This window comes from Nocardioides kribbensis, from assembly GCF_015070375.1.
In the GTDB taxonomy this organism is placed as follows: Bacteria; Actinomycetota; Actinomycetes; order Propionibacteriales; family Nocardioidaceae; genus Nocardioides; species Nocardioides kribbensis.
Genome location: NZ_JADCLL010000002.1, coordinates 234956 through 249247 on the forward strand (window position 1 = coordinate 234956; position 14292 = coordinate 249247).

14 protein-coding genes are annotated in these 14292 nt (G+C 75.9%); 6 read left to right on the plus strand and 8 right to left on the minus strand.

What is annotated here, in order from left to right:
- The first annotated feature begins 153 nt into the window (after positions 1-153).
- Positions 154-1221, plus strand: a complete 1068-nt coding sequence (locus IR170_RS06775) for an LLM class F420-dependent oxidoreductase (protein WP_235558781.1) — start codon at positions 154-156, stop codon at positions 1219-1221.
- A 75-nt stretch (positions 1222-1296) separates the two neighbouring features.
- Here IR170_RS06775 and IR170_RS06780 read toward each other — a convergent pair whose 3' ends face one another.
- The 4 genes from IR170_RS06780 to IR170_RS19865 all read right to left on the minus strand — a co-directional run bounded on the left by IR170_RS06780 (position 1297) and on the right by IR170_RS19865 (position 5347).
- Positions 1297-1911 (minus strand): response regulator transcription factor, encoded by a 615-nt coding sequence (locus IR170_RS06780; RefSeq protein ID WP_193661758.1) that lies wholly within the window; start codon positions 1909-1911, stop codon positions 1297-1299.
- Positions 1908-3212 (minus strand): sensor histidine kinase, encoded by a 1305-nt coding sequence (locus tag IR170_RS06785; RefSeq protein WP_193661759.1) that lies wholly within the window; start codon positions 3210-3212, stop codon positions 1908-1910. Before IR170_RS06785 ends, IR170_RS06780 begins: the two co-directional genes overlap by 4 nt.
- Before the next feature lie 180 nt (positions 3213-3392).
- Positions 3393-4235, minus strand: coding sequence for an ABC transporter permease (locus IR170_RS06790; protein ID WP_193661760.1), 843 nt, complete (start codon positions 4233-4235; stop codon positions 3393-3395).
- The gene (locus IR170_RS19865) at positions 4232-5347 is read right to left on the minus strand and encodes an ABC transporter ATP-binding protein (protein WP_193661761.1); all 1116 of its coding nucleotides are present in this window, start codon (positions 5345-5347) and stop codon (positions 4232-4234) included. The genes IR170_RS06790 and IR170_RS19865 overlap by 4 nt, the downstream gene beginning before the upstream one ends.
- A gap of 187 nt (positions 5348-5534) precedes the next feature.
- Here IR170_RS19865 and IR170_RS06800 point away from each other — a divergent pair, with 187 nt between their 5' ends.
- The gene (locus tag IR170_RS06800) at positions 5535-5972 is read left to right on the plus strand and encodes a DUF1707 SHOCT-like domain-containing protein (RefSeq protein ID WP_193661762.1); all 438 of its coding nucleotides are present in this window, start codon (positions 5535-5537) and stop codon (positions 5970-5972) included.
- A gap of 627 nt (positions 5973-6599) precedes the next feature.
- Here IR170_RS06800 and IR170_RS06805 read toward each other — a convergent pair.
- Both IR170_RS06805 and IR170_RS06810 read right to left on the minus strand, forming a co-directional pair.
- Entirely contained in the window at positions 6600-7427 is an 828-nt protein-coding gene (locus IR170_RS06805) for an SDR family oxidoreductase (protein WP_193661763.1), read from the minus strand.
- Positions 7428-7486: 59 nt separating this feature from the next.
- The gene (locus IR170_RS06810; RefSeq protein ID WP_193661764.1) at positions 7487-8863 is read right to left on the minus strand and encodes a cytochrome P450; all 1377 of its coding nucleotides are present in this window, start codon (positions 8861-8863) and stop codon (positions 7487-7489) included.
- Positions 8864-8975: 112 nt separating this feature from the next.
- Here IR170_RS06810 and IR170_RS06815 point away from each other — a divergent pair, with 112 nt between their 5' ends.
- The 4 genes from IR170_RS06815 (at position 8976) to IR170_RS06830 (ending at position 12425) form a co-directional block, all read left to right on the plus strand.
- Positions 8976-9602 carry a TetR/AcrR family transcriptional regulator gene (locus tag IR170_RS06815; RefSeq protein WP_193661765.1) on the plus strand — a complete coding sequence of 209 codons (627 nt, stop codon included), beginning with the start codon at positions 8976-8978 and terminating at the stop codon, positions 9600-9602.
- A 167-nt stretch (positions 9603-9769) separates the two neighbouring features.
- On the plus strand, positions 9770-10894 hold the full coding sequence (locus tag IR170_RS06820; RefSeq protein ID WP_193661766.1) for an FUSC family protein: 1125 nt from the start codon (positions 9770-9772) through the stop codon (positions 10892-10894).
- A gap of 43 nt (positions 10895-10937) precedes the next feature.
- Positions 10938-11576: a hypothetical protein gene (locus IR170_RS06825; RefSeq protein WP_193661767.1), complete on the plus strand. Its 639-nt coding sequence runs from the start codon at positions 10938-10940 to the stop codon at positions 11574-11576.
- A gap of 87 nt (positions 11577-11663) precedes the next feature.
- Complete coding sequence (locus IR170_RS06830; protein ID WP_193661768.1) at positions 11664-12425, plus strand: TetR/AcrR family transcriptional regulator; 762 nt, start codon at positions 11664-11666, stop codon at positions 12423-12425.
- Between the two features lie 68 nt (positions 12426-12493).
- On the opposite strand, the gene IR170_RS06835 is transcribed toward IR170_RS06830, so the two are convergent.
- Positions 12494-13219, minus strand: coding sequence for a DedA family protein (locus IR170_RS06835; protein ID WP_193661769.1), 726 nt, complete (start codon positions 13217-13219; stop codon positions 12494-12496).
- A 372-nt stretch (positions 13220-13591) separates the two neighbouring features.
- Positions 13592-14200: a YceI family protein gene (locus tag IR170_RS06840; protein ID WP_056865051.1), complete on the minus strand. Its 609-nt coding sequence runs from the start codon at positions 14198-14200 to the stop codon at positions 13592-13594.
- Positions 14201-14292 lie beyond the last annotated feature (92 nt).

Below are 14292 nucleotides of genomic sequence, written 5' to 3' on the forward strand. Positions count from 1 at the left end.
CCGGCCCGTCGTGTCGCGCCGGCATCGGCGGGGCCGGGCATGATGGGCGTCACGCCACCCCAGGAGGACGAGCATGGGCCACCCGCTCACCGCACCGCCGATCCAGCCGGTCCGGCCGGCCTGCACGCCGCCGCACGTGACCGGGGCGTCGCGGTGAGCGCGGGCGGGCTGCGGCTGGGCGTCTCCCTGGGCTACTGGGGTGCCGGCCCGCCGCCCGGCCAGGCCGAGGCAGTGGCGCTGGCCGAGGAGCTCGGTCTCGACTCGGTGTGGTCGGCGGAGGCCTACGGCTCCGACGCCCTCACCCCGCTCGCCTGGCTCGGCGGGCAGACCTCGACGCTGCGCCTGGGCACCTCCATCATGCAGATGTCGGCGCGCACCCCCGCGGCCACGGCGATGGCCGCGATGACCATGGACCACCTCAGCGGCGGTCGCTTCGTGCTCGGCCTCGGCGCCTCGGGCCCGCAGGTGGTGGAGGGGTGGTACGGCCAGACCTACCCCAAGCCGCTGGCCCGCACGAGGGAGTACGTCGCGCTCGTGCGCCAGGCGATCGCCCGCGAGAGGCTCCAGCTCGACGGTGAGCACTTCCAGGTGCCCTTCACCGGCGGCGCCGCGGTCACCGGCGGCGACCTGCCGACCACCGGCCTGGGCAAGGCGCTGCGCTCGACGCTGCACCCGGTGCGCCCCGACCTGCCGGTGCTGCTGGCCGCCGAGGGCCCCAAGAACGTCGCCATGGCCGCCGAGATCGCCGACGGCTGGCTGCCGCTCTTCTACTCCCCGGCCCACGACGAGCACTACCGCGCCGCCTTGGCCGAGGGCTTCGCCCGCCCCGGTGCGCGCCGCAGCGCCGAGGACTTCGAGGTGGCCTGCATGGTGCAGGTCGTGCTCGACGACGACGTGGAGGCCGCCGCCGACACCCTGCGACCCCATTACGCGCTCTACATCGGCGGCATGGGCGCCAAGGGCGCCAACTTCCACTACGACGTCTTCGCCCGGATGGGCTTCGAGGCCGAGTGCGAGCACATCCAGGAGCTCTACCTCTCGGGTCGCAAGGAGGAGGCCGTCGCCGCCGTGCCGCTGGCCATGGTCGAGCAGGTCGCGCTCGTCGGCCCGCGCGACAAGATCGCCGCGGAGCTGCCCCGCTGGCAGGACTCGCTGCTGACCACGATGATCGTGCCGCCCCGCCCCGACGTGATGCGCACGATGGCCGAGCTGCTCGGCTGACCCGCCTGCCGTCCACCGCGGCGGGCGGCCTCGCCGGCCTGGGCCGGGCCGGCCGGGCGAGGAGCAGCAGAGCGCCTAGATCCAGCCCATCCGCCGCGCGATCGCGCAGGCGTCGTGGCGGTTGGCGGCGCCCAGCTTGCCCACGGCGTTGGACAGGTAGTTGCGCACGGTGCCGGGCGAGAGCGACGCGCGCTCGGCGATCTCCTCCACCGGCGCGCCGTCGGCGGCCAGCTCGAGCACGTCGGCCTCACGGGGCGTGAGGGGGCTGTCGCCGGCGGCGATCGCCTCGGCCGCGAGCTCGGGGTCCACGTGGCGCCCGCCCGCGTGCACGGTGCGCACCACCGCGGCCAGGGTCGCGGCCGACGTGGTCTTGGGCAGGAAGCCACGCACCCCACCGGCGAGCGCCCGCTTGAGGTGACCGGGTCGCCCGTGGCTGGTGACGATGACAGTGGCGCAGCCCGGCAGGTCGGCGCGCAGGCGCTCGGCGACCGCGATGCCGTCGAGCCCCGGCATCTGCAGGTCGAGCACCGCGACGTCGACGTCGGCCGCGACCGCCTGGGCGACCGCCTCGGGGCCCGACGCGGCCTGGGCGACGACCTCGAGGTCGTCCTCCAGGGCGAGCAGCTGGGCCAGCGCCGCCCGGATGAGGTGCTCGTCGTCGGCCAGCAGGACCCGGATCGGCGCGGTCACGACGCCGCCTGCGCGGGCGGGGAGTCCAGGCCGCTGACCCGTACGACGAACCGCCCGGTCCCGCCGTCGCCGCCGTCGTCGCCGCCGTCGCCGCCGCTGCCGGTGAGGCCCGTCGTGCCGGCGTCGAGCCGGGCGCCGAGGGGCGCCAGGCGCTCCCGCAGGCCGGTGAGCCCGCTGCCGGGGGTCGGGCCCGGACCGGCCGGGCCGACTCCGTCGTTGCCGACGACCAGGGCGCCCGCGGCGTAGGAGATCTCGACCCGGGTGGCCGCGGAGTGGCGCAGCACGTTGGTGACGCACTCGCGCACGACCCAGCCGGCCGGCTCGTGCCAGGCGGTGGGGAGGCCGGCGACGTCGAGGGCCACCGCGATGCCGGCCGCGTCGAGCAGCGACCGCGCCCCCTCCAGCTCCTGGGCGAGGTCGGTGGCGCGGTAGCCGCGGGCCAGGGCGCGGGCCTCGCGCAGCGCGGTGTGCGCGACGCCGCGCACCTCCAGCATGGTCGCGGCGGCCGCGGCGTCGCCGCGCTCGCTGAGCCGGGCGGCCAGCTCCGACTGCAGGGCGATCGCGGAGAGCCGGCGCCCGAGCACGTCGTGCACGTCGCGGGAGAAGCGCAGCCGCTCCTCGGCCACCGCGAGGTCGGCCTGGAGGGCGCGGGCGCGGTCGAGCTCGGAGACCACGCCGAGCAGCCACAGCGAGACGCGCGCGGTGAAGACGAAGAAGGCCGTGACGCCCGCGGCGCCTAGACCGGCGACGAGCAGCCCGGTGGTGGCCCAGAAGACCAGCCCGAAGCCTCCGACCAGGGCGGCGGAGACCCGGTCGTCGCGCAGCCCGCCGACGCTCCAGCTCAGCACGCTGAGCGCGGCCATGGCGCCGACCCCGCGCAGGCCGTCGGGCAGCAGCCGGTCGCCGAGGAGCACCACCGCGGTCGCTGCCAGCAGCGGGCCGACGCTGCGCCAGGGCACGGGGCGCGCCGCCGGGTAGAGCGCGGCGACGTCGCGCACCACCGGCGTGCCCAGCGCGCAGGTCACCGCGACCGCCGCGACCACGAGCGCCACCAGGGCGGGTGGCTGCTCGCCCCAGTCCGCGGAGCCGCGCCACAGGATGAAGCCGGCGCTCGACCAGAGCAGGAGGTAGATCGACTGGCGCGTGTAGAGGTCCACGCGCTCGACCTCGCTGCGCTCCGACCAGCGCCTCCAGCGCACGCGACGGGCGGCGTCACGACCTCGGGCGGGGCCCGCGCCCGCGCCGGCCGGCGGTGCGTCGTCGAGAGGCGCGTCGCCGAGGTGGGCGTCGGTCGGGCTCATGGCGTCCTCTCGGGGAGGGGGTGGTCGGTGCGCTCCGGGGGAGGGGTGCCGGCGGCGGGTGCTGCGGGGCGGGCCCTGGCCGCGCCGACCACGCCGACCCCGCCGCTCCCCTCCCACCACCCTAGACACGTCCGCGCCCGGGCCTCACGAGCTGCGGGCGGCAGCTCCGGTCGGCAAGGGTCAGCGCTGCGGCTCCCACCGCAGCGAGCGACGGGCGAGGTCGAGCCCGACGGCGGTCCAGAGCACGAGCACGAGCACCGGCTGGAGTCCGACCGACCAGGTGTCGGCGAGGTCGAGGCTGGGGGTGGTGGAGCCGTCGTCGAGGCCGAACCAGCCGATCCGCACGAGCGCGGTGAGCGCGGCGCCGGGGGTCCAGTCGGTCCAGCGCTGCACCGAGTCGGGGAAGCCGACCGCCACCTGGCCGACCACGAGCAGCAGGATGACGGGCAGGCTGGTCATCTGCGCGGCCTCGGCGTTGCGGGTCCAGGCGGCGGTCCAGTAGGCCAGCGCGACCGACATCAGAGCGCCGAGGAGCACGGCCCCGGCGTACAGGACGGGGTTGACCGGGGCGGGCGCGCCGAGCGCGAGCGCCACGACCACGGTGACCAGCGAGACGGTGACCGCGACCACCAGGCCGGGCAGGGCCAGGGCCACCAGGATCTCCGCGTCGCGGGTCTCCCCGGTGCGCAGGCGCTTGAGCACGAGCTCGTCGCGGCGGGTCACGAACTGCGAGAGCAGGTTGTAGTAGACCGGGAAGAGCAGCGTCATCATCAGCGCGGTCACCACGGTGGCGGCGCCGACGGCGACGTCGCCGCGCGGCCCGGTGAGCAGCAGCACCAGCGGCAGCACGGGCAGTACCACGGCGTAGAGCAGGGTGAGCCGGTTGCGCGTCATGAGGGTGGCGTTGGCGCGGGCCAGCCCGCGCACCCGCCGTACGCCGGCTCCGCGCCCGGACCCGCCGGCTGCGTCGGTGGCCGGGGCGGCCGGGGCGGTGGGCTCGGTGCGGGGGGTGGTCGTGCTCATCGGGGGGCTCCTGCGGTGGGGGCGGCCGTGGCCGGGGCGGGCGAGGGGGCGGGCGACGGGTCCGGCGACCGGTCCGGCGACGGGGCGTCACGTCCCTCGGCGATGGCGAGGAACACCGACTCGAGGCTGGCGGTGCGGGCGTCGAGCCGGTCGAGGCGCACCCCCTCGGCGTCGGCCCAGGCGAGCAGCGCGGTCAGGGTGGCCTGGAGGTCGGTGGTGTGCAGGGTGGTGGTGCGGCCGTCGTCGTCGACCCGGCCGGCGGGCAGGGCCGGCAGGGTGCGGTCGGGGGTGTCGAGCCTGACCGTCGAGGGGTGACCCTCGGCGATCTCGGCGGGCGTGCCGGCGCGGCGGACCCGCCCGGCGTGCATGATCGCGAGGTGGTCGGCCAACGCCTCGGCCTCCTCGAGGTAGTGGGTGGTGAGCAGGACGGCGGCGCCGTCGTCGCGCAGGTCGCGCACGATCTGCCACACGTCGCGTCGTGACTCGGGGTCGAGCCCGGTGGTGGGCTCGTCGAGCAGCACGACCTCGGGGCGCCCCATGAGGGTGCAGGCCAGGTCGAGGCGGCGCTGCTCGCCCCCGGAGAGCGCGCCGACCCTGACGTCGGCGCGGTCGGTGAGGGTGAGCCGCTCCAGCGACTCCTCCACCGGGCGCGGCGCGCTGACGGTGGCGGCCCACATGCGCAGCGTCTCGCGCACGGTCAGGTCGGCGGGGAAGCCGCTGGACTGCAGCAGCACCCCCGTGCGCGGTCGCACCCGGGCCCGGTCGACGACGGGGTCGAGCCCGAGCACCCTGACCTCGCCGCCGGTCGGCGCGGCGAGGCCCTCGACCAGCTCGAGGGTGGAGGTCTTGCCGGCGCCGTTGGTGCCGAGCAGTGCGGTGACCGACCCGGCCGCCACCTCGAGGTCGACGCCGCGCACGGCGTCGTAGGCGCTGGAGCCGTGGCCGTAGGTGCGGCGCAGGTCGCGCAGCTCGATGGCGGGTGCCCCGGTCGGGGTGCCGGTCGCAGTGCCGGTCGCATCGCCCGGCGACCGGCGGGGTGAGGGTCCGGGGCGGCCGGGGCGGCCGGGGCGGCCGGGGCGGTCGGTGCTCGGGCGGCGGGGGGTCGGTGTCATGCGTCCAGCCTCGCCGTCGCGGCGGCCGGGCGGCAGTGCGTGCGCTCACCGGTCGACGTGGGCCGTGCACGCTCGGACCATGACAGGTGTCATGGGTGCCGGCGGGGGTGGCCGGCGGGGGTGCCGGGTGGCCGCGCGGCGGCAGGACCGGGGTGTGGCCCGACCGGCCGTGGGGCAGGGTGGTGTCATGAGCGACCAGCTGCGCATCGGCGACGCCGAGCGGGAGCAGACCTCGGCCTACCTCGCGGCGATGTACGCGCGCGGCATGCTCAGCGCCGAGGAGCACTCCGACCGGGTCGGTCGCATCTGGGCCGCCACCACCCGGGGCGACCTCGTGCCGCTCTTCGCCGACCTGCCGGGGCCCCACCAGCAGCCGGGCTGGGCGGCCCACGCCCCGGCCGCCGCGGTCCCCGGGCCGCCGCCGGCCTACCCGCCCGTCGTCGGCGGGCCGGCCCCGACGCCGTACGGTCCGGTCCGCAGCGGCACGAGCCTCACCACCTGGCTGGTCCTGGCCGTCACCGGCGCGGGGGTCTTCCTGTCGCTCACCCATGGCCGGCGGTGGTTCCTGGTGACCCTCGTGGTCGTCGCGCTGGTGGTCCTCCGGCCCCGGCGTCCCCGGTCCTGACCCGTATGACGGACCGGTCGCCGACCGGTGCGGGTCCGCGCAATTGCGCTGGTTCGGCAGGTGTCGGGGGCGCGGGGTTGCTCGGATCGTGCAAACCCGTTGGTGAGACCGGCGCCGGTCCGCGCAATTGCGCTGGTTCGGCGGGTGTCGGGGGCTGGGGGTTGCGCAGGTCGCGCAAACCCGTTCGCGAGCCCGGTGCGGGCCCGCGCAATTGCGCTGGTTCGGCAGGTGTCGGGGGCTGAGGGTTGCGCAGGTCGCGCAAACCCGTTCGTGAGACCGGTGCCGGATGGCGCGATTGCGCTGGTTCGGCAGGTGTCGGGGGCGCGGGGTTGCTCGGATCGCGCAATCCCGTTTGCGAGCCCGGTGCGGGTCCGCGCGATTGCGCTGTTGCGGCAGGTGTCGGGGGCGCGGGGTTGCGCGGATCGCGCAAACCTCTTCGCGAGACCGGTGCCGGTCCGCGCAATTGCGCTGTTGCGGTAAGTGCCGGCCGCGACGTGCTGCCTCAGGGATCCGCCCACCTCGCACCGGACCCCCGCACCGCGCCGCACCGGCCCACCCCGCGCCGCACCGGCCCACCCCGCACCGTGGCGCAGCCGGGCCTCCGCCGTGGCGTCGGCGGAGCGGTGCTCAGCGGCTGGCGCGCCGCTCGTAGTCGGCGCGCGCGGCCACGTCGACGTCGGTGAGGGTGGTGTCGGCACCCATGGCGCGGCCGACGAGGTCGCGGACCCGGCGGGGGAGCACGTTGGAGGAGTGGAAGACGCCCTTGGCGTGGGCCGGCACCCAGGTCTCGAACCGGGGGCGCTGCGCGACCGAGACGATGGCGTCGGCGACCTCCTCGGGAGTGCAGGCCCGCATGCCGCGGGTGGCGTGGACGCCGGCGGCGAGCTCGGTGGCGACGACGGTGGGCAGCACCGTCGAGACGTCGACGCCGTGCGGGCGCAGCTCGGCGTGGGCGGCCTCGGAGAAGCCGAGCACGCCGAACTTGCTGGCGCTGTAGACCGCCGCGCCCGCCATGCCGAGCCGACCGACCGCGGAGGCGACGTTGACGACGTGGCCTCGCCCTCGGGCGACCATCGCCGGGGCGACCAGGCGGGTGCCGGTGACGACGGCGCGCAGGTTGACCTCGAGGGTGCGGTCGACGGAGTCGTCGCTCTGCTCGAGCAGCGGGGTCAACGGCATGATGCCGGCGTTGTTGACGAGCACGTCGACCGGCGCGAGGGCAGCGGCCTGCTCGACGAAGCGGGCGTAGGAGCCGCGGTCGGCGACGTCGACCACGAGCCCGACGGCGTCGTGGCCGACTGCGGCGGCGGCCTTGGCGGCCACGTCGTCGTCGAGGTCGCCGATCACCACGCGGGCGCCGGCGGCGGCGAAGCGGTGGGCGGTGGCCAGGCCGATGCCGCGGCCGGCTCCGGTGATGACGACGAGGGCGTCGGTGAGGTCGCGGGGTGCGGTCACGGTGGTCTCCTGCGGTCGGGTGCGGGTGCGGGTGCGGGTGCGGGTGCGGGTGCGGCGGGTCAGGCGGTGCGGTGGACGAGGTCGACGGGCTGGCCGTCGGCGGGGAAGGGCAGCGAGTGGTTGTTCATCGGTGCGACGTAGGCCGGGTCGACGCTCCAGTCGAAGCGCCGCAGCAGCTGGTGCATCACCGCCTTGACCTCGGCGCCGGCGAAGAACAGCCCGAGGCACTTGTGGACCCCGCCGCCGAAGGGCTCCCAGGCGAAGCGGTGGGAGCGGTCCTCGCGGCGCTCGGGGGAGAAGCGCTCGGGGTCGAAGGCCGTGGGGTCGCTCCACAGCGAGGGCATCAGGTGGCTGAACTGGGGGGCGACGATGACGTAGCGGTCGGCCGGCACCCGCACTCCCTCGACCACGGTCTCCTTGACGGTGCGGCGCACGACGACCGGCACGGGGGCGCGCAGCCGCAGACACTCCTTCATCACCAGGTCGAGGGAGACCAGGGAGTCGAGCTCGGCCAGGGTGGGCGCCTCGCCCAGGGCCAGCGACTCCGCGCGGCAGCGCTCGCGCCAGGCGGGGTGCTTGCCGAGCAGCTCGAGCATCGTGGAGAGCGTGATCGTCGAGGTGTCGTGGGCGGCCATCATGAGGAAGACCATGTGGTTGACGACGTCGTCGTCGGAGAAGCGCTCGCCCTCCTCGCTCTCGACGTGGCACAGCTGGGAGAAGAGGTCGTCGCTCTCGCGGGCGCGCCGCGAGGGCAGGTAGTCGCGCAGGAACCGCTCGACGACCTCGCGCCCCCGCAGTCCCTTGCGCCAGCGGGTGCCGGGCAGGTCGCGACGCACGAGGGCGGCCGCGCTCTGCACGCAGTCGATGAAGGCGGCGTTGACCCGGGCCATCTCGGCGCGGTCGGTGCTCTCCGCGCCGCCCATGAAGATCTCGGCGGCGACGTCGAGGGTCAGCTCCTTGAGGGCGGGGTACGCCGGGAAGCCCGGCCCCGGGCGCCACGCGTCGAGGCCGCGGGCGATCGGGGCGTGCATGGCCGCGGCGTAGCCCTCCAGCCGCGGGCGGGTGAAGGCCTGCTGCATGATCCGGCGGTGCACGTGGTGCTCCTCGCCGTCGAGGAGCATGAGGCCGCGGTCGAAGAACGGGCCGACGAGGTAGCTCCAGGCCGGCCCGTTGACGAAGGCCTTGTCGGGGTTGGTGAGCGCCGTGGCGCAGGCGTCGGGGCCGAGCAGCATCACCCAGGGGTCGCCCAGGATGCGCAGCGGGGAGACGGGTCCGTAGGCCGCCCACTGCTTCTCGAAGAGGCCGACGGGGTCGCGGGCGTACTCCAGGCTGCGCCCGATCACGGGCCAGCCGCGGTGCTCGCGGGCGACGGCGGGGAGCGGGCGGGCCGCCGCGCCGGCGGCCGGGTCGGGGGTGCGGGACGTGGCCTGGGTCACGTCGACCAGAGTTATTCAGACAGGACGTCCTGTCAATGTCTGCGTCCGTCCTGGCCGCACCGGTCCGGTCCGGTCCCTGGGACGGGCGCGCGGCGGGTGTGAGGATGGGCCCATGGCGGTCAAGGCGGGGAGGTATCGCGGCATGTCGGCGCAGGAGCGCGCCGCCACCCGCCGCGCCCAGCTGCTCGCGGCGACCCTCGACGTCTGGGGCGCCGACGGCGGGCCCCGCGTCACCATGACGCGCATCTGCGCCGAGGCCGGCCTCACCGAGCGGTACTTCTACGAGCACTTCGCCTCCCTCGACGAGGCCCTCACCGCGGCCATGCAGCAGGTCGGCGACGAGATCACCGTCGCCGCCGTGTCGGCGATCGAGGAGACCGAGGGCGGGCCCACCGAGCGCATCCGCGCCGCCATCGGCGCCTTCGTCGCGATCATCACCGACGACCCGCGCAAGGGCCGGGTCGCCATGCTCGAGGCCCCCGGGCGCCCTGAGCTGCGCCCGGCGCGCAACGCGCTGCTGCGCGCCTTCGCCGAGCTGGCCACCCGCGAGGGCCGCGCGCTGTACGACGACGACGCGTGGGCCGGCCAGCCCGGCGACCTCGCCGGGCTGATGTTCGTCGGCGGGGTCCAGGAGCTGGTCACCGCCTGGCTCGACGGCACGCTCGACGTCACCCCCGACGACATCGTCGAGGCCGCCACCCGCGCCTTCGCGGCCACCGCCCGGGGCGCGCAGGACTGAGTCGGCCCGACCCAGCCCGACCCAGCCCGACCCGGCCCGACCCGACCGGCCCGACCCGACCGGCGCAGGCCGACCCGGGCCGACCTGCCCGGCGGCGTCGGAGCACGCGAGCGCTGCTCGACCACCGGGGTGTGACGCCGGTCGCCGGCCCTGGCTACGGTCGCCTGATGCCCGGTTGGACTGCACGCGCGCGCGACCCGATCTTCTGGAACGACGTCACGCAGCTGGCCAAGACGGTGCTCGCGGCGGTGCTCGCCTGGGTGCTGGCCACGAGCGTCTTCGAGCTGCCGCAGTCGTTCCTGGCGCCGTGGGCGGCGCTGCTGGTCGTGCACGCCACGGTCTACCGCACCTTCTCCCGCGGCGTGCGCCAGGTCGCGGCCGCCGTGACGGGGGTGCTGCTCGCCTGGGCGACCGGCAACGTGCTCGGCCTCGACACCGCGGCGGTGGTCATGGTGCTGGCGCTCGGGCTGGCCATCGGCGCGCTGCCGTGGTTCGGCGAGGAGTCCACCGCCGTGGCGGCCACGGCCCTCGTGGTGCTCACCACCGGCTTCTCCGACAACGACGGCATGCTCGTCTCGCGCCTGGCCGACACCGCGATCGGCATCGGCGTCGGCCTGCTGGTCAACCTGCTGGTGTGGCCCCCGCTGCGGCGGCGTACGGCGGTCGTGGCGCTCGACCGCATCGACGACGCCATCGGCGCCCTCCTCGTCGACATCGGTCGCGGGCTGACCGACGGCTGCAGCGACGAGGACGTCGACGACTGGATCGACCGCACCCGCGACCTCGACGGTGAGCTCGACAACGCCTGGTCGCTGGTGCGCCAGGCTCGCGAGAGCGCGCGGATGAACCCACGCCGCTCGGCCCACGAGCTGCGCGACCCCCGGCAGTGGTACTCCCTGCTGCGCCGCATGGAGCAGGCGGTCGCGGAGACCCGCAGCATGGCGCGCACCCTCGGCCACGAGACCACCTGCCGCGACGACTGGGCCGACCCCTTCCGGGCCGGGTGGGTCGCGCTGCTGGTGGCCGCCGGCGAGGCGGTCAAGGACGCCGATCCCGAGCCGCTGCGCGAGGTGCGCTCCCGGCTCAACGTGCTGGTGGACCAGATCGGCGCGCAGGAGCCCACCCCGGAGCTGTGGCCGGTCTTCGGCGGCCTGATGATCAACCTGCGCAACATCCTCGACGCGATGGACGAGGTCGCCGCGGCCAACCCCCTCGGCCAGCCGCCGCTGCCGCTGGCCACGGTCGTGCGCCGCCGGGCCCGGGTGGCCGCGGGCGGGGAGGCCGCCGAGTGAGCCGCCCAGCGACCAGCCCAGCGACCAGCGCGGTGACCCCCCGGTGACCCGCCGGGCAGGGCGTCCCCGTCGCCAGCGCTTCGTCGGTCGTATCGCCGGCGTCGGCAGCGCCAGCGGGGTGCGGGTGGTGGTCGGGCACTGGCATGACACCCCGCTGGGCCGCTTCTCCGACGCGATGGTGGAAGGGCCCGACGGGCACCGCGTGCTGATCGCCCCGCACCGGGACGCGGCCGACTTCATCGAGGCGACGTACTCCTTCGACGAGGTGCGGATCGAGCCGGTGACGGCGGTGGCCACGGCGACCGCCTGGTCGGTGCGCTCGCCCTCCCTCGACCTCGACCTCGTCGTGGGCCGCCGCACCGCGCTGGGCCGACTGCTGGCGCTGGTGCCCGACCGGGTGGCGACCAGCCCGGCCTGGTGCTCACTCACCGACGTCGTGGCCCGTCTCGTGCTGCGCGGGGTCCGCACCCGCGGCAGCGCCGGCGGCGGACGGCGGGAGTGGTACGGCGCCACGGACCACCACCGCGTGCGGGCCGCGACCGGGCAGCTCGAGGGCCGCGACCTCGGCGCGCTGGCGCCGGTGAGCCCGCCCCCGCGCTTCGGCTTCTCCTCCACGCCGCGACGGCCGTCGGTCACGACGGTGGTGACCACCGTCGAGGTGCCCGGGGCCCAGCGCGGCTGAGCCCGAGGCCCCGCCGCGGCCCGCAGCCGGGCGCCGCCGGGCTCGGCCGCGAGCGGGGGCGCCCCGCCGGCGGCTACGGTGCCGGACATGGCTCCCGGCTCGCAGCGCCCCCACGCGGCCGACCCCGCGCGCCTGGACTCCGGTGGCCCGGTCGACCTTCCCTACCCGGGCGACGGGGGCGACCCGTGCGGGCCCGGTGCGGAGGACGGGCAGCGGCCGCTGCGCGCCGACGCCGAGCGCAACCGGCGGCTGATCCTCGACGCCGCCGCCGCGGTCTTCGCCGAGCGGGGCCTAGAGGCCGGCTTCGAGGAGGTCGCGCGCCGCGCCGGGGTGGGCGTCGGCACGGTCTACCGCCGCTTCCCCGACCGCGACGACCTCATCGACGCCCTCTTCGCCCGGCGCCTCGACGAGCTGGTCGCGCTCACCGCGCGTGCGGGCGAGAGGGAGGACCCGTGGGAGGCCCTGGTGTGGTTCCTGGAGGAGTCGGTCGCGGCCCAGTCCTGCGACCGGGGGCTCAGCGAGGTGCTGGGCGACGGCCTGCGCGGGGCCGAGCGCCTCGAGCGGGCCCGGGAGCGCATGCAGCCCGCGGTCGGCGCGGTCGTCTCGCGGGCCCAGGCCGCCGGGGTGCTGCGCGACGACGTCGCTCCGCTCGACCTGGCGGTGCTCTCCCGCGCGGTCTCCCAGATCGGCACCGAGGCCACCCCCGACCTGTGGCGCCGCTACCTCGCCATCCTGCTCGACGGTCTGCGCGCCCACCCTGACGGGCCTACGCCGCTGCCGCGGGCCTGCCCCGACGAGGCCGAGCTGGCCCGGGTGGCGCACAAGGCCCGTCCGGGCCGCCGACGCTGAGGCCGGCCCCACCTCTCGGTCACGGCCGGGACCGAGGTCGGGACCGAGGTCGGACCCGTGGGGACGGCTCAGCAGACGGGCAGCCGGTCGCGGCACCGCGGGCGTCGGGACCCGGGAAGCTCCTCGCTGCCCGGCTCACCGCCGTCCGGGTGCCCGCCGGTCAGGTGCGCGCCGGTCGACTCCCGGTCGACCGGTCCACCCGCCGGCACCGCCACGGCGGCCACGGGTGCGAGCGCGCGACCGGCCGCGCGGCGCCGGCGTACGACATGGCGTGCGGCCAGGACGACGGCGAGCGACGCGGCGAGGACGACCACGGCGGTGCCGAGGTGGTCGAGCACGCCGCTGGCCGCGATCGCGCTGCCGGCGACGACCCAGGCCGAGGCCCACGCGAGCGCACCGACGACGGAGGCGGGCAGGAAGCGCCGGTAGGGCAGGTGGGCAGCGCCGGCGACCGCGGGCATGACGGTGCGCACGAAGGGGAGCATGCGGCTCACCAGCACCGCGGTCGTGCCGTGGCGGGCGACGAGGTCGGTGGCCCGGTCCCACCGCGCGACGCCGAGGCGCCCCACGAGACGGCCGGCCCGCAGCCGCGGCCCGGTGTGGTGGCCCAGCAGGTAGCCGAGGTGGTCGCCGCTGGTCGCCCCGAGGGCCACCGCGAGCACCAGCAGGGCCGAGGCTCCGGTCCCGTCGGTCGCGGCCGACAGCCCGGTGATCGCCACCTCGCCGGGCAGCACGGCCCCCAGGCCGAGCGACGACTCGGCGAGCGCCAGGAGGAAGCCCAGCAGGAAGGTCATCGGGTCCCCCGCTCCGTCCGCCGCCGGGTGCGGTGGGACGACAGGTCCGACAACGCAACCGGAGGATTTATTCCGTTTGGCCCGCTGCGGCTGTGCGGGTTTCACCGGTCGGCCGGCGAAACCCGCACTGGTCGGCCGACGCGTGGGCCGACAGGTGCGGGTCTGGGCCGACAGCCTGTCCGGACTCGCTTGTGCGGGGGCCGGGGCGGCCCTGCGGCTACGGGCGGCGGCGGGCGGTCGGTGGACCCACCGGGGCGGAGCTGGAGTACGACGACGGGGCCCCGGATCACCGGGGCCCCGTCGTGGTGTCACGCGCCACCGATGTGCCGGTCGGCGTGGATGTTGCTGCGTCCCCTGCCGGGGACGGGTGGATCAGACGTTCTTGATCGCCGAGATGTCGAACTCGAGCTTGATCTTCTCCGAGACGAGGACGCCGCCGGTCTCGAGGGCGGCGTTCCAGGTGAGGCCGAAGTCCTTGCGGTTGAGGGCCGAGGCGCCCTCGAAGCCGACGCGGGTGTTGCCGAAGGGGTCGGTGGCCGAGCCGGTCTGCTCGAACTCGATGGCGACCGAGTTGGTGGTGCCGGCGATCGTCAGGTCGCCCGTGATCGTCCAGTCGTCGCCGTCGCGGCTGACGTCGGTCGAGGTGAAGGTGATGGTGGGGTTCTTCTCGGCGTCGAAGAAGTCGCCGGAGACCAGGTGGCCGTCGCGGTCGGCGGAGCCGGTGTCGATCGAGGCGGTGACGATGCTGAGGGTCACCGAGGAGGCGGCGGGGTTGGCGGTGTCGATGTGGGCGGTGCCGCTCCAGTCCTTGAACTGGCCGCGGACGGTGGTGACCATCGCGTGGCGCGCGCTGAAGCCGAGACGGCTGTGGCTGGGGTCGATGGTGTAGTCGCCGGTGAGGTCGGAGACGACGCTGGTGGGGGCGTCGAAGGTGGCGGTGGCGCCGGTGGTCTTGTCGTTCGAGCGGCTGAAGATGCCCATGGTGTGCTCCTGAGGTCTGTGGTGGGGGTGCTCGTCCACGCTAGTGGAACTTTCAATTACCCACAACCGGACCGGGGTCCGTTTTCATTCCC